22 protein-coding genes and 1 tRNA gene are annotated in these 21,678 nt (G+C 64.4%); 10 read left to right on the top strand and 13 right to left on the bottom strand.

Going from position 1 to position 21,678, the window contains the following annotated elements:
* Positions 1–97 precede the first annotated feature (97 nt).
* Positions 98–898, top strand: coding sequence for a serine O-acetyltransferase (cysE, locus tag AWB70_RS24230; RefSeq protein ID WP_014191799.1), 801 nt, complete (start codon positions 98–100; stop codon positions 896–898).
* Here the strand turns inward: cysE and AWB70_RS24225 are convergent.
* The 4 genes from AWB70_RS24225 to AWB70_RS24210 all read right to left on the bottom strand — a co-directional run bounded on the left by AWB70_RS24225 (position 895) and on the right by AWB70_RS24210 (position 3,682).
* Positions 895–1,695, bottom strand: a complete 801-nt coding sequence (locus AWB70_RS24225; protein ID WP_053568446.1) for a UDP-2,3-diacylglucosamine diphosphatase — start codon at positions 1,693–1,695, stop codon at positions 895–897. The genes cysE and AWB70_RS24225 overlap by 4 nt on opposite strands.
* A gap of 13 nt (positions 1,696–1,708) precedes the next feature.
* On the bottom strand, positions 1,709–2,200 hold the full coding sequence (locus tag AWB70_RS24220) for a peptidylprolyl isomerase (protein ID WP_014191797.1): 492 nt from the start codon (positions 2,198–2,200) through the stop codon (positions 1,709–1,711).
* Between the two features lie 80 nt (positions 2,201–2,280).
* Positions 2,281–2,862, bottom strand: coding sequence for a peptidylprolyl isomerase (locus tag AWB70_RS24215; protein WP_053568445.1), 582 nt, complete (start codon positions 2,860–2,862; stop codon positions 2,281–2,283).
* A 127-nt stretch (positions 2,863–2,989) separates the two neighbouring features.
* Positions 2,990–3,682, bottom strand: coding sequence for a tetratricopeptide repeat protein (locus tag AWB70_RS24210; RefSeq protein WP_235024341.1), 693 nt, complete (start codon positions 3,680–3,682; stop codon positions 2,990–2,992).
* A 583-nt stretch (positions 3,683–4,265) separates the two neighbouring features.
* On the opposite strand from AWB70_RS24210, the gene cysS reads away from it, so the two are divergent.
* From cysS to AWB70_RS24165, 9 genes are all read left to right on the top strand, one after another.
* A complete protein-coding gene (gene cysS / locus AWB70_RS24205) occupies positions 4,266–5,663 on the top strand; it encodes a cysteine--tRNA ligase (protein WP_053568444.1) in 1,398 nt (465 codons plus the stop codon).
* 47 nt (positions 5,664–5,710) lie between these two features.
* Complete coding sequence (locus AWB70_RS24200; RefSeq protein WP_053568443.1) at positions 5,711–6,745, top strand: DNA-3-methyladenine glycosylase family protein; 1,035 nt, start codon at positions 5,711–5,713, stop codon at positions 6,743–6,745.
* Positions 6,746–6,863: 118 nt separating this feature from the next.
* Positions 6,864–7,835, top strand: coding sequence for an acetyl-CoA carboxylase carboxyltransferase subunit alpha (locus tag AWB70_RS24195; protein ID WP_053568442.1), 972 nt, complete (start codon positions 6,864–6,866; stop codon positions 7,833–7,835).
* A 30-nt stretch (positions 7,836–7,865) separates the two neighbouring features.
* Entirely contained in the window at positions 7,866–9,293 is a 1,428-nt protein-coding gene (tilS, locus tag AWB70_RS24190; protein WP_053568441.1) for a tRNA lysidine(34) synthetase TilS, read from the top strand.
* 342 nt (positions 9,294–9,635) lie between these two features.
* Entirely contained in the window at positions 9,636–10,886 is a 1,251-nt protein-coding gene (locus AWB70_RS24185; RefSeq protein ID WP_014191790.1) for an aspartate kinase, read from the top strand.
* A 177-nt stretch (positions 10,887–11,063) separates the two neighbouring features.
* Positions 11,064–11,156, top strand: a tRNA-Ser gene (locus AWB70_RS24180).
* A gap of 339 nt (positions 11,157–11,495) precedes the next feature.
* Positions 11,496–12,509, top strand: coding sequence for a hypothetical protein (locus AWB70_RS24175; protein ID WP_053568440.1), 1,014 nt, complete (start codon positions 11,496–11,498; stop codon positions 12,507–12,509).
* Position 12,510: 1 nt separating this feature from the next.
* On the top strand, positions 12,511–12,795 hold the full coding sequence (locus AWB70_RS24170) for a hypothetical protein (RefSeq protein ID WP_053568439.1): 285 nt from the start codon (positions 12,511–12,513) through the stop codon (positions 12,793–12,795).
* Positions 12,796–13,289: 494 nt separating this feature from the next.
* Complete coding sequence (locus AWB70_RS24165; protein ID WP_053568438.1) at positions 13,290–13,838, top strand: porin family protein; 549 nt, start codon at positions 13,290–13,292, stop codon at positions 13,836–13,838.
* Positions 13,839–13,895: 57 nt separating this feature from the next.
* On the opposite strand, the gene loiP is transcribed toward AWB70_RS24165, so the two are convergent.
* From loiP to AWB70_RS24120, 9 genes are all read right to left on the bottom strand, one after another.
* Positions 13,896–14,654 carry a metalloprotease LoiP gene (gene loiP, locus AWB70_RS24160; protein ID WP_053568437.1) on the bottom strand — a complete coding sequence of 253 codons (759 nt, stop codon included), beginning with the start codon at positions 14,652–14,654 and terminating at the stop codon, positions 13,896–13,898.
* Between the two features lie 164 nt (positions 14,655–14,818).
* Positions 14,819–15,754 (bottom strand): malonate decarboxylase subunit epsilon, encoded by a 936-nt coding sequence (mdcH, locus tag AWB70_RS24155; protein ID WP_053568542.1) that lies wholly within the window; start codon positions 15,752–15,754, stop codon positions 14,819–14,821.
* Complete coding sequence (locus AWB70_RS24150; protein WP_053568436.1) at positions 15,751–16,407, bottom strand: malonate decarboxylase holo-ACP synthase; 657 nt, start codon at positions 16,405–16,407, stop codon at positions 15,751–15,753. Before AWB70_RS24150 ends, mdcH begins: the two co-directional genes overlap by 4 nt.
* A complete protein-coding gene (mdcE, locus tag AWB70_RS24145) occupies positions 16,395–17,162 on the bottom strand; it encodes a biotin-independent malonate decarboxylase subunit gamma (protein WP_374730256.1) in 768 nt (255 codons plus the stop codon). The genes AWB70_RS24150 and mdcE overlap by 13 nt, the downstream gene beginning before the upstream one ends.
* A gap of 44 nt (positions 17,163–17,206) precedes the next feature.
* Positions 17,207–18,049 (bottom strand): biotin-independent malonate decarboxylase subunit beta, encoded by an 843-nt coding sequence (locus AWB70_RS24140; protein WP_053568434.1) that lies wholly within the window; start codon positions 18,047–18,049, stop codon positions 17,207–17,209.
* Positions 18,046–18,348 carry a malonate decarboxylase subunit delta gene (locus AWB70_RS24135; RefSeq protein WP_053568433.1) on the bottom strand — a complete coding sequence of 101 codons (303 nt, stop codon included), beginning with the start codon at positions 18,346–18,348 and terminating at the stop codon, positions 18,046–18,048. The genes AWB70_RS24140 and AWB70_RS24135 overlap by 4 nt, the downstream gene beginning before the upstream one ends.
* A 13-nt stretch (positions 18,349–18,361) precedes the next feature.
* On the bottom strand, positions 18,362–19,219 hold the full coding sequence (locus AWB70_RS24130) for a triphosphoribosyl-dephospho-CoA synthase (protein ID WP_053568432.1): 858 nt from the start codon (positions 19,217–19,219) through the stop codon (positions 18,362–18,364).
* Positions 19,219–20,880 (bottom strand): malonate decarboxylase subunit alpha, encoded by a 1,662-nt coding sequence (gene mdcA, locus AWB70_RS24125; protein WP_014191781.1) that lies wholly within the window; start codon positions 20,878–20,880, stop codon positions 19,219–19,221. The genes AWB70_RS24130 and mdcA overlap by 1 nt, the downstream gene beginning before the upstream one ends.
* Positions 20,877–21,650 carry a GntR family transcriptional regulator gene (locus tag AWB70_RS24120; RefSeq protein ID WP_053568431.1) on the bottom strand — a complete coding sequence of 258 codons (774 nt, stop codon included), beginning with the start codon at positions 21,648–21,650 and terminating at the stop codon, positions 20,877–20,879. Before AWB70_RS24120 ends, mdcA begins: the two co-directional genes overlap by 4 nt.
* Between the last annotated feature and the right edge of the window lie 28 nt (positions 21,651–21,678).

Genomic DNA, 21,678 nt, shown 5'->3' with positions numbered 1-21,678 from the left:
GCGAAAAACGGCGACAGCCGATATAAGCATTGCACGCTTCGTGCATTAGCCGATACACGCGATACACGCCTATCCGCCCCCAATCAGAGACATCGCCATGTTCGAACGACTTCGCGAAGACATCGCCGCCATCCGCGAGCGCGATCCCGCCGCACGCAGCGCCTGGGAAGTCGTGACGTGTTATCCCGGCCTGCATGCGATCGTGCTGCATCGCTTCGCACACGCGTGCTGGCGCGGGCAACGGCGCTGGCTCGCGCGTTTCGTGTCGCAGATCGCGCGTTTTCTCACGGGCATCGAAATCCATCCGGGCGCGACGCTCGGACGGCGCGTGTTCATCGATCACGGCATGGGCGTCGTGATCGGCGAAACGGCCGAGATCGGCGACGACTGCACGATCTATCAGGGCGTGACGCTCGGCGGCACGTCGCTCACGCGCGGCGCGAAACGGCATCCGACGCTCGAGCGCGGCGTGATCGTCGGCGCGGGCGCGAAAGTGCTCGGCGGCTTCACGGTCGGCGCGGACGCGAAGATCGGCTCGAACGCCGTCGTCGTCAAGCCGGTGCCGGCGGGCGGCACGGCGGTGGGCAATCCGGCGCGCATCGTGATGCCGGCGGTGTCGAAGCCGAAGGAAACGAAGCGCGAGGGTTTCTGCGCCTACGGCATCACGCCGAACGCCGACGATCCCGTCTCGCTCGCGATCCACGGTCTCATCGATCACGCATCGACGCAGACGCAGCGCATCGACGAGATCGTCGCGGCGCTCGAACGGCTCGGCGCGCGCGTGGAAGCGCTCAATGGCGTGGATGGCGCCGCGCTCATCGATCTCAAGCGCCTGTGCACGTCGATGGACGGCAAGAGCGAAGAGCAGTCCGAGCGTACGGCTTCGGTCGGGCGTTAGAGCGGCAGCGCGCGCACGCCGTTTTCGTCGAGACGCAGATAGCCGCCGCGCGGCGTGTTCGCGTCGAGCTCCCAGTCGGGCAGCACCCAGCGTACGCCTTCGACTTCGCGATGCATCGCCGGCCGATGCGTATGGCCGTGAATCAGCGTGTCGGTGTGATTGCGGATGAAAACCTCGGACACGGCTTTTTTCGTCACGTCGTATTTGGCCGAGACGCCCATCACGCGCGCGCCCTCGCTTTTCGTGCGCATGCGCTGGCCAATGCCGAGCCGCGTGTCGAGCGGCAGCGCGAGAAAGAGCCGCTGCGCGAAGGCGTTGCGCGCGAAGGCGCGAAAACGCTGATAGGCGCGGTCGGCCGTGCAGAGACCGTCGCCGTGGGCGAGCACGATGCGCTTGCCAAATGCGGTGATGACGAACGGATCGGGCAGCGACATCGCGCCCGCGTCTTTCATGAAGCGCTTGCCCAGCAGGAAATCGCGATTGCCGCGCATCACGTAAAGGCCGATGCCGCGCTCGGTCAGCGTGTGCAGAAGACGCGTCATGCGGCGCGCGAAGCTCGCGCGAGCGTCGCTTGCGGAGGCGTCGAGGATGTCGTCGCCGATCCAGAACTCGAACAGGTCGCCGAGGATGAAAACCGAGTCGGCGTCGTTTGCCGTGACCTCGATGAAATGCTCGAACGCGGCGACCGTCTTCGGAATCGCTTCGGAGAGATGCAGGTCCGCAATGAAAAACAGCGGGCGCGCGTGATTCGCTGCGCCCGCTGCTTCACGATCGGAAGAAGTCTTCGTATCGATCATGCAACGGCCGGGATCAGACCACGACGGCCTTCTCGATCACCACGTCGTCGACCGGCACGTCCTGGTGGAAGCCCTTCGAGCCGGTCTTGACCTTCTTGATCTTCTCGACCACGTCCATGCCTTCCACGACCTTGCCGAACACCGTGTAGCCCCAGCCTTGCGGCGTCGGAGACGAATGGTTCAGGAAGTCGTTGTCCTTCACGTTGATGAAGAACTGGGCGGTCGCCGAATGCGGATCGTTCGTGCGCGCCATCGCGATCGTGCCCGATTCGTTCGTCAGACCGTTGTTGGCTTCGTTGTCGATCGGCGCGTCGGTCGGCTTTTGCTTCATGCCCGGCTCGAAGCCGCCGCCCTGGATCATGAAGCCGTCGATCACGCGGTGGAACACGGTGTTGTCGTAATGACCCTTCTTCACGTAGTTGAGGAAGTTTTCGACGCTCTTCGGTGCTTTTTCGGCGTTCAGTTCGAGCTTGATGACGCCGTGGTTCGTATGCAGTTCGACCATGATGATGTTCTCTCCGGTGTGTTTGATTGAGCCGCGGCGCGAATGCTTGCGCGCGCCGCGGGCGTGAAGGGCGCTGCGTGTTACTGCGTGACCACCGCGGCGGATTCGATCACGGTCGGCTTTTGCGGCACGTTCTGCATCGGGCCGCGCGAGGTCGTCGGGCTGCCTTCGATCTTCTTCACGACGTCCATGCCGCCGACGACCTTGCCGAATACCGCGTAACCGTTGCCGTCCGGGCTCGGATAGTCGAGACCCGCATTATCGACCGTATTGATGAAGAACTGCGCGGTGGCCGAGTTCGGGTCGCTCGTGCGCGCCATCGCGATCGTGCCGGTGGCGTTCTTCAGGCCATTGCGGCTTTCGAGCGGGATCGGCGCGCGCGTCGGCTTCTCGGCGAAGCTCGTGCTATAGCCGCCGCCCTGGATCATGAAGCCCGGAATCACGCGATGAAAGATCGTGCCGCTGTATTGACCGGACTTCACGTAATCGAGAAAGTTCGCCACGGTCTTCGGCGCCTTCTCCGGATACAGCTCGACCTTGATGTCGCCTTGCGTGGTCTTGATGAGCACGACGGGGTGCGCGGCCTGCGCGTTGGGCTGGGCGAACGCGGGCGCGCTCGCGATCAGGGCAGCGCTCGAGAGCGCCAACATCAGGACTTTCATGAAGGATCGATCCTCGTGTGGTGAATGCAAACAGTCGACCGCGAAGGCAAGCGCCCGATACCGCGATGCGAGGCGACAGCTTACCGCGCGCGGCTGCACACGCGCGGCTCGCGCTTAACGCTTCCCCTTAGGGCTGTGTCTTCGGCGCCACGTAGGGCGCCGTGGGCAGCGGGCTCGTCGGGCCGCCGAACGGCGAGTATTCGTCGGGCGAGGGTATCGCCGCGCCCGTGCCGGCGGACCCGTTCACGCCCGATGCCGGCGTCCATTCGTCCGCGGACGCGCCCGGCGCTGCCGCGGCGCGCGCGCCCGAGGCATCGTCGGCGGTGGCCGCGCGCTTTTTCGGCGGCGCGTAGATTCGCTGGATCGCCGCGATGCGCTGGCTCGTCAGCGGACTCTTCGAGCCGAGCGATTGCGCGCGCTTGTACGACTCGCTCGCAAGCCGCAAATAAAGATCGCCGAGATTGTCATAGGCGAGCGCGTAGCCGGGGTTCGCCTTGACGGCGGTTTCGAGCGCGGCGCGCGCGTCTTCGTAGCGCCCCTTCTTGGCATAGAGCGCAGCGAGGTTGTTGTACGGCTCGGGCAGCTCGGGATACGTCTGCGTGAGCTCGGTGAAGGCGGCGATGGCTTCGTCGTCGCGATTCAGGCGCGCGAGCACGGTGGCGCGCTTGAACTTCGCCTGCGCGTCGCGCGGATTGCTCGCGATGCGCGCGTCGAGTTGCGTGAGCGCGTCGTTCCACTGCTTGTTCGCGATGGCCGCGTCGATTTGCGGCGTGTCGTCGCGCGTGGCGGGCGAAGTCTGCGCGAGCGCGGCGGCCGGCATGCCGATGCAGGCGGCCAGGCCGAGCGTCGCGATGGCGAGCGTGCGTGCGGCAAAAGCGCCGAGCTTTCCGGAAAGCGACCCGGAGGCGGACCGGCAAGAGAGTTGCAGAGGCGTGCGCGCTTGGCGTGGAGTCACTTGGAATCGAGTCAATGAATGATGCAGCGAAAGAAGCCACGAAAGCGGCGAAAGAGACGGCGAACGTTTCGATGCGCGAAGCATGAAGCGAGCAGAAACGCCCGATGCGGCATGCTGTCCGGCAAGGCTTTCGACCGGGCGCAAAGCGCGGCATGCGATGCCCGCCGCGCGGCCGCTTCGACATTTCATAGGCTCAGGTCCCGGTGTTATACTCCGACCCATTCTAACAAAAGGTCTGCACGTCCCGCGCACGCGTCTTGCGCTTGCTGTTTCAAGCGCGCATCCGGCGCCGGCCTCAGACTGTCTTTCGCCACTCGTGGCCGTCTCCGTCCTGGTCGCATGACCGTCGTGTTCGCGCTCGCGTGTGCGTCTATCGCGCTCTCGCACGCATCGTTCACGCCGTCTGCTTTCCGGCACGCGGTTGCTTCCGGTCTACGCTTCGCCTTCTATGAATTCGCTGCGCATCTACAACACGCTCGCCCGTGACAAGCAACTCTTCACGCCGCTTCGCGAAGGCGAGGTGCGCATGTATGTCTGCGGAATCACGGTGTATGACTATTGTCACGTCGGTCATGCGCGCATGTTCGTCGTGTTCGATATCGTGCAGCGATGGCTGCGCGAGTCGGGCTACAAGGTCACATACGTACGCAACATTACCGACATCGACGACAAGATCATCCGCCGCGCCGTCGAGAACAACGAGCCGATCAAGGCGCTCACGCATCGCTTCATCGACGCGATGCACGAGGACATGGATGCGCTCGGCGTCGCGCGTGCGGATATCGAACCGCGCGCAACCGACTTCATCCCGCAGATGCTCGGCATGATCGATGCGTTGCAGGCGAACGGCTATGCGTATCACGCGAAAGACGGCGACGTGAACTACGCGGTGCGCAAGTTCGCCGACTACGGCAAGCTCTCGGGCAAGTCGATCGAAGACTTGCGCGCCGGAGAGCGCGTTGCCGCCAACGATGCGAAGGAAGATCCGCTCGACTTCGTGCTGTGGAAGCAGGCGAAAGCGGGCGAGCCCGCCGACTCCGGCTGGGACTCGAAGTGGGGACGCGGGCGTCCGGGCTGGCACATCGAATGTTCCGCGATGGGCTGCACGCTGCTCGGCGATCATTTCGACATCCACGGCGGCGGCATGGACCTGCAGTTCCCGCATCACGAGAACGAGATCGCGCAGAGCGAAGGCGCGACGGGCAAGACGTTCGTGAACTACTGGATGCACAACGGCTTCGTGCAGATCGATAGTGAAAAGATGTCGAAGTCGCTCGGCAACTTCTTCACCATCCGCGAAGTCCTTGAAAAATTTGATGCCGAAGTCGTGCGCTTCTTTATTGCGCGGGCACACTATCGGTCGCCGCTGAATTACAGCGATGTGCATATCGACGATGCAAAGAATGCACTGACGCGCCTATATACGGCGTTGAAGGATGTCGAGCCGGACAATCAGCAACTTGACTGGAACGAAGCGAACGCGCAGCGTTTCCAGTCAGCGATGAACGACGACTTCAATACGCCGGTGGCCGTGTCGGTGCTGTTCGATCTCGCAAGCGAAGTGAACCGCACGCGCGATGCCGCGCTTGCGCGCCAGCTCAAGGAACTCGCGGGCGTGCTCGGTCTGCTCCAGCGCGAGCCGCGCGCCTTCCTGCAGCAGGCGGGCGGCACGGGTTCGCAGGAAGGGCTCACGCCGCAGGAGATCGAAGCGAAGATCGCCGAGCGCATCGCCGCGAAGCAGGCGAAGAACTATGCCGAAGCAGACCGGATTCGCGCCGAATTGCTCGAAGCCGGTATTGCGCTTGAAGACAAACCGGGTGGGTCGACCGAATGGCGCCGCGTTTGAACGCGGACATTCGAACCCTCTGATCGACTCACCAGGCAGGAGGCAAGATGGCAACGGCCAGGAAGACGCCGGTCAAGCGACCCGCGTCTGTTAGCGACGCGTCGGGCGCAATGAAGCGAACGCGCGGCGCGCAAACGAAAACGAATACGCAGAAGATCGACGGCGCCATCGCGGCGAGCGGTCGCAAGACCACGATCGTCAAGCCCGCGAAAAGTGCCGCGCTGAAAGCCGCGAAGCCCGAAACGGCGACGCGTGTGAACGGCGTCGCGCGTTCATCGAAAGCGGGCACGGAAGAAGCCGAAGCGTTGCCGTTGAAGGGCAACGGGCGCGCCGTCGCGGGCGACGGCGCGAACGCGCAGGCGATCGTTCCGGACACGCAGCACGGCGAAGTCGTGCGCAAGTCGCGCGTCGTTACGGCGGATGCAACGGTGCCGGTGCAGATCGGCGGGCTCACGCGTGAAGTCACGCGTCCCGACTACTGGGACCGCGCGTGCGCCGATCTCATGAAGCGCGACCGCATTCTCAAGAAGCTGATCCCGAAGTTCGGCGAGATTCATCTCGTCAATCTCGGCGATCCGTTCTCCACGCTCGCCCGTTCGGTCGCCGGTCAGCAGATCTCGACGAAGGCTGCGCAGGCCATCTGGGAACGCGTGAAGGCCGCGTGCCCGGAAGTTCACCCCGCGCATTTCATCAAGCTCGGTCACGACAAGCTGCAGGCGTGCGGACTGTCGAGACGCAAGGCTGAATACATTCTCGATCTCGCGCAGCACTTCGAGTCGGGTGCGCTGCATGTCGACGCCTGGACGTCGATGGACGACGAAGCCGTGATCGCCGAACTCACGCAGATTCGCGGCATTGGCCGGTGGACGGCGGAGATGTTCCTCATCTTCAATCTGTCGCGTCCGGACGTATTGCCGCTCGACGATCTCGGCCTGATTCAGGCGATCAGCGTCAACTATTTCAGCGGCGAGCCGGTCACGCGCAGCGAGGCGCGCGAAGTCGCGGCCAACTGGGAACCGTGGCGCACGGTCGCGACCTGGTATATGTGGCGCAGTCTCAATCCGATCCCGGCTGACCACTGACGTCGGCGAGCGAATCGCGGAACTATCGTTGCTTTATAATCCATAGCTTCCGCGCGCATTTGATTGGGGACGGACGCGGTTAGAATACGCGCTGCCCGATGTTCTAGGATTCGAACACATGAAGACCACGTTTCTGGATTTCGAGCAGCCGATCGCTGAACTCGAAGCGAAGATCGAAGAACTCCGCTTCGTTCAGGACGATTCCGCTGTCGATATTTCGGAAGAAATCGAGCGGCTGTCGAAGAAGAGCCAGCAACTCACCAAGGATCTCTACGCGAATCTGTCGCCCTGGCAGGTTTCGCAAATCGCGCGTCATCCGCAGCGTCCGTACACGCTCGACTACGTGAGCGAACTGTTCACCGATTTCCACGAACTGCATGGCGACCGCGCCTTCGCGGACGACCTCGCGATCGTCGGCGGCTTTGCGCGCTTCAACGGTCAGCCGTGCATGGTGATCGGCCATCAGAAGGGCCGCGATACGAAGGAGCGCGCGCTGCGCAACTTCGGCATGCCGCGTCCAGAAGGCTACCGCAAGGCCGAGCGCCTGATGCGCACGGCCGAAAAATTCAGCCTGCCCATCTTCACGTTCGTCGATACGCCGGGCGCGTATCCGGGCATCGGCGCGGAAGAGCGCGGCCAGTCGGAAGCCATCGGCCGCAATCTGTATGTCATGGCTGAGCTCAAGACGCCGATCATCACGACGATCATCGGCGAGGGCGGTTCGGGCGGCGCGCTCGCGGTCGCGGTTGCAGACGTCGTGATGATGCTGCAGTTTTCCACGTACTCGGTCATCTCGCCGGAAGGCTGCGCGTCGATTCTGTGGAAGAGCGCGGCGAAGGCGCCCGAAGCGGCCGAAGCGCTCGGTCTTACCGCGCATCGGCTGAAGGCGCTCGGTCTCATCGATAAAATCGTGAACGAGCCGCTCGGCGGCGCGCATCGCGATTCGAAGGGCATGGCCGCGCTGCTGCGCCGTGCGCTCGCCGATTCGCTGCGTCAGTTCCAGGGCATGAGCGTCAACGAGTTGCGCGAACGCCGCTTTGACAAGCTGATGGCGTACGGCAAGTTCAAGGAATCGCTGCCGGGCGCGTAACCGGCTCTTACTTCCTCATCACGATCTCTCGTGACATCCGATAACGAAACCCCGGCCGGCCGCCTCGTCTTCGAGGCGGTGCGCGCGGCGGTTTCGGACGCGGATCTTTTCTCCGATGCGCTACTCGCCGTCGCACTGAGCGGCGGACTCGACTCGACCGTGCTGCTCGATGCGGCCGTGCGCTGCTTTGGCGCGCAACGCGTCGTCGCGTTCCACATTCACCATGGCCTGAGCCCGAACGCCAACGCGTGGGCCGCGCATTGCGAGCGCTTCGCGGCATCGCTCGGCGTGCGCTTCGCTGCGCGTCACGTCGATGTCGCGCGTGCGGGTGGCGAAAGTCTCGAAGCGGCGGCGCGCGAGGCGCGTTATCGCGCGCTCGACGAACTCTGCGACGAACATGGCGCGCGTGCGCTTCTGATCGCGCATCATGCCGACGACCAGGCCGAAACCGTGCTGCTGCAACTGCTGCGCGGCGCGGGCGTCGCGGGCCTCGCGGCGATGGCGCCGCAGCGGTTCGATGGCGCCGCGCCGCGTCTGCGGCCGCTCTTGCGTCTGCTGCGCGCGCAACTGGAGCAATACGCGCACGAGTACGATCTCGCCTGGATCGACGACGAGTCCAACGGCGACACGCGCTATTCGCGCAACGCGCTGCGGCACGACGTGCTGCCGGTCCTCGCGGTGCATTTCCCTGGTTTTCGCGATGCCCTCGCGCGCACCGCATCGCATGCGGCGTCGGCGCAGCGGCTGCTGGATCAGCTTGCGCGCATCGATCTCGAGCATGTGCAAAGCGCGGACGAAGAAGGCGCGCTCGCGCTCGATGCGCTCCTCGCCCTCGACGACGAACGCGCGATCAACCTCATGCGCCACTGGATTCGCGCGCGCGGATTGCTCGCAGCGTCGACGGCGCGCATCGCCGACATGCTGCGTCAGTTGCGCGATGCCGCTGCTGCGCGCGACGGCCACGCGTTGCGCGTCGATCACGCGGGGCATTGTCTGCGCGTGTATCGCAACGCGCTGTTCTGGGAACCGGGCGACAGCGGCGACGCGCCCGATCTCGACGACGGCGCGAGCGCGCTCCAGTCCCCGGTGGAACTGCAATGGCAGGGCGAAGAAGTATGGCGTCTGCCGCAGTGGCGCGGTTCGTTCGTGTTCGAGCCAGCCGATTCGTCCTTCGACGATGTGGTCGGCGAGGGCGTGCTGCGCGCCGCGCCGCTCGTCGCGCGTCCGCGCGCGGGCGGCGAGCGCATGCGTGTGGCGGGCGAAGCGCCCAGCCGCACGCTCAAGAATCTCTTTCAGGAGCGCGGCGTGCCGGCCTGGAAGCGCGACGTGCCGCTGCTTTTCGTCGGCGAGGCGCTGCTCTTCGTGCCGCACGTCGGCGTCAACCGGGAAGCCGCGCCGAGCGCCGCGCATGGGCCGCTGCGCCGCATTTCGTGGCGGCCGGACTTGCTGCTGGCCTGATGGCTGCGGGCTGATTCGAGGCACGTAGCGCAACCGTTGCGCCGGAGCCGGTAAAATCGGCGTTGCGCGGCGGTTATCTTGTAATTTCGGCCTCGATCGGGTACGGTTACTCGTTTCGCCCAAGCGCGTTTTTGCGCGGCATCTGCGTTCAAAAGACTCGATTTCGCCCGCAACCACGCATCCGTGCACCGCGTACCACCTCGTGCGCTCGCGCGGCGGGCGTGCGGCAGCGCCCCGCGGCCGGTCGGCTTCGACCCATCCCCTGAAGCGATCGGGCGCGCGTCTCGAGCGCTTTCGCATCGAGCGCGTAAAGCGCGGTTTTCCCTCCAGTTCAAAACGCAAATGGCACTCATCGTACACAAATACGGCGGCACTTCGATGGGCTCGGTCGAGCGCATCAAGAACGTCGCCAAGCGCGTCGCCAAATGGCACAAGGCAGGCCACAAGATGGTCGTCGTGCCCTCGGCGATGTCCGGCGAAACGAACCGCCTGCTCGGTCTCGCGAGAGACATCAAGGCGGACCCGGACCCGCGCGAACTCGACATGATTGCCTCCACCGGCGAGCAGGTGAGCGTGGGGCTTCTCGCCATCGCGCTGCACGCCGAAGGTCTCGAAGCCGTGAGTTACGCCGGCTGGCAAGTGCCGATCAAGACCGACAGCGCTTTCACGAAGGCGCGCATCAGCGAAATCGACGGCGAGCGCGTGCTCAAGGAGCTCGACGCGGGCAAGGTGGTCGTCATCACGGGCTTTCAGGGCGTCGATCCCGAAGGCCATATCGCCACGCTCGGCCGCGGCGGATCGGATACGTCGGCGGTGGCGATTGCCGCGGCGATGAAGGCCGACGAATGCCTGATCTATACCGATGTCGACGGCGTCTACACGACCGATCCGCGCGTCGTCGAAGAAGCGCGCCGGCTCGACCGCGTGACGTTCGAGGAAATGCTGGAAATGGCGAGCCTCGGCTCGAAGGTGTTGCAGATCCGCTCGGTGGAATTCGCCGGCAAGTATCAGGTGAAGACGCGCGTGCTCTCCAGCCTGACCGATCCGCTGATGCCGCTCGCCGACGAGATGCACTCCGGCACGCTGATTACTTTTGAAGAAGACGAGAACATGGAAAAAGCAGTGATTTCTGGCATCGCGTTCCAGCGCGACGAAGCGCGGATCGCGGTCATGGGCGTGCCCGACAAGCCGGGTGTCGCGTATCAGATTCTCGGGCCGGTCGCCGATGCGAACATCGACATCGACATGATCATTCAGAACCAGAGCGTGAACGGGAAGACCGACTTCACGTTCACGGTCGGCCGCGGCGACTATCAGCGCGCACTCGAAATCCTGAACAACCAGGTGAAGGGCCACGTTCAGGCCGAAACCGTGCTGGGCGACCCGAAGGTGTCGAAGGTGTCGGTGGTCGGCGTCGGCATGCGTTCGCACGTCGGCATCGCGAGCACGATGTTCCGCACGCTGTCGGAAGAGGGCATCAACATCCAGATGATCTCGACGTCCGAAATCAAGATTTCGGTGCTGATCGACGAGAAATACACTGAACTCGCCGTGCGCGCGTTGCACAAGGCGTTCGAGCTGGATCGCGCGTAAGGTCGCGTGACACGCGCGTGAAGGCTCGCGGGCCTTTACGCCGTTGCGGTTCGCGAAGCAAAGGCGGTTCGCTGTCGATGATCTGAAAAAAATCGTCATGCGAATTTGACCGGCGTGAGCGAACACGCTATTATCTCGATCTCGTTGCACTGCACTCCCGGTGCAACGAAAAGTTTGGGAGACGTGGCCGAGAGGTCGAAGGCACTCCCCTGCTAAGGGAGCATCTGGCTAAAAACTGGATCGAGGGTTCGAATCCCTCCGTCTCCGCCAGTAGTGGTATAAAAACCCCGTAAGTTCAAGGACTTACGGGGTTTTTGCTTTTTCGGCCGAAAAAATGACCCAGGTCTGTCGAGGCGCGCTCGATCTGCCGTTGGCCTGATGTCGAAGCGTTGCCATTCGAATTGATAAAAATGGTTGCGGCGAAGTGACTGAGGCGACGGGATGACAATTCCACCGCGCGATGTGCCGCGCCCGCGCTTCCATCAACGGGCGGCGCGACACGTTCTCAACGATTAATCCGGCTTCGACCACTTCGTTTTTGGGACGTCTCCACGGACAGAAAACGGCCACCCCTTAGAATTAGCAATCCTATGCAAATAAGGAGGTGACATGGCGTTTCCCGAATGGGGCCGCTCGTTCAATGCGCTCTATGTGCCGCTGTCAGGCGGCTTCGGCTGGCAATGCACGCTGATGACTCGACGCGAATTTCATCAGATTGACTGGTATATGTGGCGGACTCACCCGTACGGAGATCTGTCCTACGACGAGCGCGGCAGTAAGGAGAAAGAGCAAGAGAGACAAATCGCGCAGGACCGGCGGGATTTCGACAGGCTGTTTCGGGCGCGTATCGATCGACGCAGCACTTACCTGAGTACTGAATTCCGCCAGTATGTCGATTTCATCCGTCATGAGTTGCGGGTATCGAGTTGGGACGTACCGGTCGACGGCGACGGCATCACGCGCGTGCTGCGCCGCGCCGTTCAGGATGGCCGCCTCGTGCCCGCGATCAATCGCAAACGATACTGGTGGAGCGGGCAAGAGGTGTACAAGTGGTATGCGCCGCAATACTGGCCAAAACCAGGCGGCGGCGTCAGTTTCAAAGCCAAGAGCGACGAAGTCTTGGACTTGCACGAATTCGCAGCGCTTAAGTGCGCAAACGGCGAATCGGGCTACGGTTCCGAAATGCTCGGTTCAGTGCGCGATTTCGCATCCGCCGCGGACGGCGCGACCAGCAGCGGCGGGGCCGATGGCGGCGGCAGTGGTTTCAATTGGCTGGGTGCTGCCGAAGCGGTCGCCGGGGCCGTGCTTGGCGGCGCGCGTTCGGACGATGACAGCGGCGGCGACTCGATGCTCAGAAGCTTCGACGATCCTGACGACAGAGGCGACTGTGCGTTACTGAGTGACGCGCAGCCGTTTGAGTATCAACCGGACGCTTTGAGCGACGATGTAACCGAATTGGCGGCGCGTGGCGTCAGTGAAGCGCAAGAGGCTGAATGCTTCGCTGAGTACGATATCGACATGGAAATGTGCTCGGCGGGCGGCGCGATGTACAAGAGTCCGGCGTATTACCTTGAATGTGAGGCGCGCGCTTTCCAGAAATACCAGCAATGCAGAGGATATTGAGATGACCAAACCACCGCGAGCGGCGATTGTCTTCTACGACGAAGACACTCAAGAATTTAAAGTCTGTAACGTTCAGCGATCAAAGGTGCAACCTTTAATCGAACGCGCTACGGTTATGCCTGTGCCGCTTGATGACCATGATGCCACTATCACTGATGAGGACGCGCGCAGGCTGGGTGGCATGGTCATGCTAATGCAGGGACACACGAATCCAGAATTGCGTGACCGTTTCAGGATCACGACGGAACGGCCTATGAATTGGGAGTCTCCACAGCGACCCGAATAAAGGCAGTGGGTTAACATAAGAAGCGAAAAGGCCGCCCGTGTGCGGGGGGCGACGTTATACGAACGCGCGATATTCAAGCCGCTGGCGGCGGTTGAACTGCCGTCGGGCCGTCGACACCAGCGACGGCCGGTTGTTCGCCGGGCGGAATAGTGCGCAACGATTTCAGAGTCACGGCTAGATCAGAGCCGCGGACTCCGTCTCCGCCAGTTGTCGTAGAAAGGCCCCGCAAGGTTAAAAACTTGCGGGGCTTTTTCTTTTTGCGCTCTGCACTCGCATTCGCATCCATATCCCCGCCGGGTCAAAACGTCACGATTGATCCGATCCCTTTAGGATAAGTCCGCTTCCGAGCGCCGCCGCCTCTCAATATTCTCCCGTTGCTTGCAACGAAGCGAAACGTTGCAAGAAAAGCAACCACCGCGTTGTCTGCCTTAAGGCGTTCTCCGCGCATGCGCATACACGCGAAGCAGCGCTCCTCTCCAGGATTCACTATTCACATGTCTCGTTTCAAAAAACTTCTCGCTCCGGCGCTGGTTTCGTTGCTCTGCATCGGTCATGCGCACTCCGAAACACTCGATCCGACGCTTCTCAAGGTGATGGGTGTCTACGGACCGCACAGCCAGTTCGCCGGTCCCTACGTCGGCGCGAAGTTCGGTGTCAACTGGTCGAATATCAGTGGCGAAAATGGCCGCTCGCACACGACGATGTTCCCGGGGATCCTCGGCGGCGTGAACTATGATGTCGGCCCCGTCGTGCTCGGCTTCGAAGGTTTCGCCGACTTTCACGCCGGCTCTGTGACCAAGAAAGACGCAGGCCTCGACCTCAAGCTCGGCATGCCGGTTAACGGCAACATCATGCCGTACGCACGCGTCGGTTTTACGGGACCCTGGCCGACCGCGCGCTTCCATTACGGCGCGGGTGTCGAATACAAGTTCGCGAAGAACTGGAGCGTCGCGGGCGAGTACACCGGCGACACCACTAGCGACGGAGGCGCCAACTGGAATAACAACAGCCTGACGCTCGGCCTGCACTACTACTTCTTCTAATCCTTTCCCGCCGATGCGCGAGCGTTCGCACGCCCGCGCATCGTGTCTACGCCGGCGTCACTTCCCCGACGCGATCCGATCCTGAATGTGCTTCGCTCGCGCCGGCGACGACGGATGCGAATCGAGCATGCTCGATTTCCCGCCGTCGATGGTCGCTAGTTTCTGGAACGCCGTGACGAGCCCGGCCGGGTTGTAGCCCTTCTGCTTTTGCGTATCGAACGAGTAGTCGTCGGCAGCAGTTTCTTGCGATTGCGAGAACTGCGCGTTGACGAACTTCTCCGTCAGATCGCCGAGTTGCGAACCCGAGAGGCTCGCGATCACGCCCGAACTCGACGACGCAATCGAGCGCGCCGCCGATGTGGCATACGCGACCTGCATCGCCTTCTTGGTGTGGCCGAGCGCCACGTGCCCCATCTCGTGGCCGACCACGCCGCGTACTTCGTCGTCGTTCATCAGGTCCATGAGGCCGCTGTAGACGCGCACGCAGCCATTGGCCATCGCCCACGCATTGACGTCCTTCGTGACGTAGACCTTGTAATTGACCGGCACGCCGTTGATGTTGTCGCCGAGCTGCTTCGAGATCTTGTTCAGACGCTGCGTGTACGGACTCGACGCCGGCGCGATCTTGTTCTCGCTGTCCATCTGCGCGCACGACTTGTCGGAGAGTGTGCGCACGTCGCCGTCGCTCAACATGAGCGCCTGCGTGGCGAGTTGGCCCGACTGGGCGAGCGAGTCCGGATTCAGGCTGCCGATGCTGCTGCACGAGGCGAGCGCAGTGACTGCCGATGCCGCGATCGCCAAGCGGATGATTCTCATGATTGCCTCTTCTGTACGTTGTGGTTTCGGGCCCGCATCGAATGCGGGTCGGGGCGAAATGCTCAACGGAGATCGACCCGATGCATACCCGAAAATTCCGATTTTCTTACAGAAGCTGACAACGGCAAGACAAATATTCGATTCAGTGGGGCGCGCGAAACGAATCAGTCCCGCGCGCGGCGGACGGCGGCGCGCACGCGGGCGGCCATTGAGGCGACCGTCGATGCGTCGGCGGCGATGCTTGCCGCGTCCGGCAGGGCTTCCGCGGCAAGTTGCGTGAGCGTCTGGCCCGGCGGCATCTCGACGAAGACGTTCGCGCCGAGTTCGGAAAGCGCGATGGTCGAATCGTGCCAGCGCACCGGATAGCGCAAGTTGGTCGCGAGGTCTTCGCGAACGGCGTCGGCGTGGCGCAGCACGCGTGCGCCGCGATTGCCGACATACGCGATGCGCGGCGTCTCGACGCGCACGTCGTGCGCCGCTTCGATCAGGCGGTTGGCCGCGTCTTCGAGCAGCGCGCAATGCGACGGCACGCTGACGGAGAGCCGCTCGGCACGGCGCGCGCCGCGTGAGAGCGCGATATCACGGACTTTCGCGAGCGCGGCATCGCTGCCGGAAACGACGATCTGGCGCGGCGCGTTCAGATTGCCGATGTAGGCATCGGCGCCGCTGTCGGCGATGGCGCGGGCGATCTCGCTTTCGTTCAGCCCGAGCACCGCGAGCATGCCGTAGCCATGCGGATAGGCGTCCTGCATCAAGGTTGCGCGCAGGCGCACGAGGCGCAGCGCATCGGCGAAGCGAACCGCGCCGCAGACGACCGCCGCGCCGTACGCGCCCACCGACAGACCCGCGACGGCTTCCGGCTCGATGCCTTCTTCCGCGAGTGCGCGCGCCGCCGCCACGCCCGCGGCGACGAGCGTCACCTGCACCGCGACGGTCGATTTCAGCGCATCGGCTTCATCGAGTTGGAGGATATTCGCGCCGAGCACATCCGACGCCTCCGCGAGGGTGCGCGCGATCGCCGGATGCGGCTTGTCGCCGCCGAGGCGATGCAGGAATCCGGGCGTTTGCGCGCCCTGTCCGGGAAAGAGAAACGCGATCATGACGCGGCCCACGGATCGGCGACGAGACGCGGGCCGTCGGCGTGCCGCAGCATGACGCGCAGGCCGGCGCGCGCGAATTCGGCGAGCGAGAAGGCGGCTTCGGGCGTTTCGATCTGCACGTCGATGCGCGTGCCCGCTTGCTGCGCCGCATGCGACAGCGCGTCGAGCAGCGCGGACGCATCGGCGCGCGGCAGCGGCGTGGGCGCGCGCACGACGATATCGAGGTCGCTCGACGCGGTGATCGCCGGCATCGCGGTCGCCAGTTCGAAGCCGGCGCTGCCTGCCGGTCCCCAGGCCAGCGCGCGCGCATCGAGGATCGAGGCAACCGCGCGCAACAGCGCGAACGCGGGCAAGCCGGCGCGCGCGGGCTCGGGTGCGCGCGTGCACAGATCTTCGGGCGTGAGGATCGCATCGATCCAGCGCGGTTCGATCCACGCGCCGAAACGCTCGCTGCGCACGTCGCCGCGCACGCCGACCGCGATCTGATCGCCAATATGATCGCCAATATGATCGGCAATACGCGGCGCACGTCGCACGACCGCGAATGGCGCGCGCTCGAGCGCCGCCGCGACCCAGCCGGGCGCATCGGCGAACGGCGGCGCGCCGGGCGCGAGGCGCACCAGATCGTGCGGCCGAACGTTCACGCGTTCCATTGCTCGCGCATCCGTTCGCGCACGGCGATCGACGCGGCGCGCGTGCGCTTCGCAGCGGCGGACGCAAGACGATTCGACAGATCGCGCGGTCCGTTTCGCGTATCTTTCACGGCGGCGGCGAGCGACGCCTTGACGCGCTCGATATCGGCGGAAGAGGGCGCATCCGCATCGATGCCTTCGATGAGTTCGTGCAGCAGCCCGAGCTTCGCGTACGCGCTCATCTTGTAGGACATCGGCAGGACCGTGTCGCCGAGTGCATCGAGACTTTCGACGCTGCGCCGCGTGACGCGCGCGGCCGCTTCCTTGCCCATCGCATGCACGGCCGTGCCGGGCGCATCGAGCGCGATGATGCGGTTCGCCTGATAGCCGTGCGCGAGATACGCGCCCGACATCGCCGGCCCGACGATCAGTGCGATCACCGGATGGCCTGCGAGCCGCGCGCTGGCATAAGCATCGACGGCGGCGGCGCACGCGAGATGAACGCCCAGCAGTTCTTCGCGGCGTCCGTACGCCTGGCTTTTCACGTCGACGACGGCGACGATCGGGCGCTTCACGCCGGCATCGCGATCGGCGTCGATGACTTCGCGCACCGCGCGCGCGAGCAGCCAGCCCTGTTCGAGCCCGACGACGTTATCGGTCGCGCGCGGGAAGCGGTTTTGCGGATCGGGCACGACGGCGAAGAAACGCGCGCGCTCGTCGTCGATATGGCCGTCGCGGGCGCGGATCGGGCCGCTTTCGGTGTGTTTCGCGGGCATGCTCAGCGCATCGAGCCAGCGCGCGCCGCGGGAAAGTGTGTCGGTCATGATGTGCCCCACAAGTTGCGCAATGTATCGGGATCGATGGCGTCCGGGTTCACTTGCGCGAGCCGCTCGACGAAACCCTCGACGTCCGCGCTGCGATGCCGCTGCGGCACGCCGCGCTCGAACGCGGCGACGACGGCCTCGCGCACCCGGGCGGTGTCGTCTTCGACGAGCGTATCCGCGAGCCCGACGGCCACGCGCTCCTCGCCGCCGATCATCGACCAGATGAGGCGCCGGTCGCCCGAATCGAGTTCTTCGATGCCCGCTTCCTGTTCGATCACTTCCGGACCGTTCATGCCGAGCCGCGCCTGACGCGTCATCACGAGCTCGGTGCACAGCGCCGCCGCGAGCGACATGCCGCCAAAGCAGCCGACCATGCCGCCGATCACGCCGATCACTGGCACATGACGGCGCAACGCAACGATCGCCGCCTGGATTTCCGCGATGGCGGCCAGCCCGAGATTCGCTTCCTGCAGGCGCACGCCGCCGGTTTCGAACAGCACGACGGGACGAATCGCGCGTCCGGCCTCGAATTCGTTCGCGGCCATTTCGAGCGCCGCCGCGATCTTCGCGCCCGAGACTTCGCCGATGCTGCCGCCCTGAAACGCAGGCTCGATCGCGGCGATCACGGCGGGCTCGCCGGCAAGCGTGCCGCGCGCGACGACCACGCCGTCATCCGCCTGGCAGACGATGTTCTGCATCGCGAGCCACGGCGATTCGATCCGGTCGAAGGGGCCGAGCAGTTCGCGGAACGTGCCTTTGTCGAGCAAGGCTTCGGCGCGTTCGCGCGCGGTCAGCTCGATGAAGCTGTGGCGCGCGAGGAAAGTGTCGTGCGCGTTCATTGCGTGTCTCCTTCGCTGGCTTCCACCGCTTCGTTCAGGCGCAGCATCACGACGCCGGGCGTCGCGCCAAAGTCGTTGAGTTCGATCTTCGCCGCGCCGTCGTAGCGCTGGAAGAAGCGGTCGAGCACGCTTTTCCAGACGTGGCCGTAACCATCGACGCTCGTGCGGATGATCACTTCGGCATGCGCGCCCGCCGACGGCGAGAGCAGCACTTCGAGATCGCCCGAGCCGACCACGCCCACGTGCGCGTTGCGCGTGACGGGCCGCTTGGCGGGATATTCGTATCGCATGTTTTCCATCGTTCGTTCCTCTTCAGGGCAAGCGCCTGAGACTGTCGAGAAAGAGTGTCGCCGCGAGCAGATCGGCGGCGCCGCCCGGCGATGCGTTCAGCTTCATCAATGCTTCGTGAAGCGCTTTCAATGCGCGACGGCCCGTGCCGCTCGCGACGCCGCCGCAATCGATCACCTTGCGCGCGCCGCGTTGCGCCGCTTCGAGCGCCTGCAAGCCGCCGCGATGCAGCAGACATGTATCGTCGAGCGACGCGATGATCGCCATGAGCGCATCGAGCCGCGCGTCGGATTCGTTCGCGCCGCGTGCGCGGGCGTCGTCGAGGGCGGGCAGGCCGATGCGCAACGCATGCGGAAAGCCGTCGCGCGCTTCGCCGCGTGCGCCTTTCACGTGGAATCGCTCCACGGCGCGCGCGCCATGCGAGGTTCCCACGGAAGCGGGCGCATAGCGATCGTCGAAGCGCGCGATGTCCGCCGCCGAGAGACAAATGGATGCGCTGTCGTCCGACGCATGCATGGCCGCGCCCGCGCACAGCAAACCGATGATCCAGATCGCGCCGCGGTGCGCGTTGCTGCCGCCGGTCGCGCGCATCATCGCGGCTTCGCCTTCGCGGCCGATGCGCGCCAGTTGCTCGCGCAAGGCCTGCGACGGCCGCGCCTGCGAAGCGGCGCGCGCGATCGCGAGAAAGGTCGGCTGCAGCGCGTTCGCGGAACACAGCATCGTGCCCAGATCGAGATCGCGGTGCGCGCCGCTGCCGTTTTCATCGACGAGCGCGGGCTTGGGCGTGAGACGCGCTTCGGCGACGAGCGCATCGACGGCTTTCGCCGCGATGACCGATGGCGATGCAATCGCGTATGAGACTTCACGTAAGGCCAGCTTCATCACCAGCTCCGGAAGCGCGCGGGCGGCGCGTACAAGCCGCCCGACCACGCGACGAGATCGTCGATGCTGCGCGCCGCGAGCAGCGAGCGTTTCGCTTCGCCGCGCCGCACGCCCAGATCTTCCGGATACGCAACGATGCCGCGCCGGCGCAACTCCGCCGACTTCGCGGGATCGGCGCGCATGCCGATGGGCGTCACGCCCGCGATTGCCGCTAGCGCCGCGCGCCGCTCGTCCACGCCTTCGGCCGCGTGCAGATACGCGATGCCTTCTTCCGTCACGACGTGCGTGACGTCATCGCCGTAGATCATCACGGGTGCGATCGGCATGTTGCTTTTCTCGCCGACGGCGATCGCGTCGAGCGCATCGACGATGGTCGGCTCGCCGCCTTTCTTGTACGTCTCGGCGGTCTGCACGACGAGCTTGTGGCCGCGCGCGATCTTCGGGTTCGGGCCGTCGTTCTTCAGGAGCTTGAGCCACGCCTCGCTCGAATGGCGCCGGCCGCGCGGATCGTGTCCCATGTTCGGCGCGCCGCCGAAGCCCGCGAGCCGCCCGAGCGTGACCGTCGACGAATTCGCGTCGGCGTCCATCTGCAAGGTCGAGCCGATGAACAGATCGACGCCGTATTGCCCGGCCAGCTGGCAGAACACGCGGTTCGAGCGCAGGCTGCCATCGCGCCCGGTGAAGAAAATGTCGGAGCGCGCCGCGATGTAGTCCTCCATGCCGACTTCGCTGCCGAAGCAATGCACGCTGTCCACCCAGCCGGACTCGATCGCGGGAATGAGCGTCGGATGCGGATTGAGCGCCCAGTTCGTGCAGATCTTGCCTTTCAGGCCGAGCTTTTCGCCGTAGGTCGGCAGCAGCAATTCGATCGCGGCCGTATCGAAGCCGATGCCGTGATTGAGCGACGTGACGCCGTAGCGCTCGTAGATGCCGCGAATCGTCATCATCGCCATCAGAATCTGCAGCTCGCCGATGTGACGCGGATCGCGCGTGAAAAGCGGCTCGACCGCGAACGGACGATCTGCCTCGACGACCACATCGACCCACGAGCCGGGAATATCGACGCGCGGCAGTTCATCGACGATCTCGTTCACCTGCGCGACCACGATGCCGTGACGGAACGCGGTGGCCTCGACGATGGTCGGCGTGTCTTCGGTATTCGCGCCGGTATAGAGATTGCCGTGCCGGTCCGCCTGCACCGCGCACACGAGCGCGACGTGCGGCGTGAGGTCGATGAACATGCGCGCATACAGTTCGATGTACGTATAGATCGCGCCAATCTCTAGCTTGCCGTCTTCCAGCAGTTGCGCGACGCGCAGGCTCTGCGGGCCGGCGAATGCGAAATCGACCTTGCGCGCGATACCTTGCTCGAAGAGCGCGAGATGCTCCGGCCGGCTGATGCTGGAGAGCAGCAGATGGATGTCGTGCACGCGCGCGGGATCGAGCTTCGCGAAGGCGCGCGACAGAAAATCCGCCTGCTTCTGATTGTTGCCTTCGAGCGCGACGCGGTCGCCCGAGTGAATCAGCGCCTGCAGCGCATCGACGATGCGCGCGGGATCGAGCACGGCGCCGTCGAGCCAGGGCTCGATGAGTTTGAGTCGGCGCGCCTTTTCCTGCGCGCGCGTGTTCCAGTTACGGGTTTCGGCGATGACGTCGTTCATTGGTCGGCCTTGGCGGAAGTCGAACGGGAAGATGCGCGGCGTCGCTTTTTGGTGTGTGTGTTCTGGGCGAGCGCCTGGGCATCGGCGAGAAAGCGGTAAATCAGGTCGCCCGTCGCGAGCAGATGACGCGCGACCAGCGTTTGCGCCTGTTCGATATCGCGCGCGGCGAGCGCTTCGAAGATCGCGCGATGCTCGGCATCGGACGATTCCTTGTGAATCGGCGCGCCGAGCTTCAGGCGCAGGTAGCGCTCGCCGCGGCGATGCATCTGCCCGATCAGTTCCATCAGACGAGGGCGGTTTGCGGGCGCGTAGAGGCTCATATGGAACTGCTCGTTTCGCACCACATAGAGCGCGGGATCGGGCTCGTTTTCTGCGGCTTCGAGCAGGCGCTGCGCATGGGCGAGCGTGTCCGGCGTGTGATGCCCGATCGCGATGCCGATGGCGAGGCTTTCGAGCGATGCGCGGATCTCGTAGATCTCGCGCGCCTCGTCGGCCGATTGCAAGCTCACGGCCGCGCCGCGATTCGGCTCGATCGTGACCCAGCCTTCGCTTTCGAGCTGACGGAACGCCTCGCGCACGGGAATCGCGCTGACGGAGAACTGACGCGCGACGGCGTCCTGTCGCAGCGGCTCGCCCGGTAGAAGTGCGCCTTCGACGATCGCGGCGCGCAGCGCATCCGCGATAAAGCGCGACGTGCTCTGGCGCGGTTCGAACTGCGCGTCGCGAAACGAGGCCGGAGGCGGCGATCCGGCGGAAAGATCTGTGGACATGGCTAGGTAGAAGTGCGGGCTTGTCGGA

This window comes from Caballeronia cordobensis, from assembly GCF_001544575.2.
GTDB classification, from domain to species: domain Bacteria; phylum Pseudomonadota; class Gammaproteobacteria; order Burkholderiales; family Burkholderiaceae; genus Caballeronia; species Caballeronia cordobensis.
The sequence above is the reverse complement of the archived record's forward strand: the minus strand, read 5'-3'. Positions and strand labels throughout refer to the sequence as shown.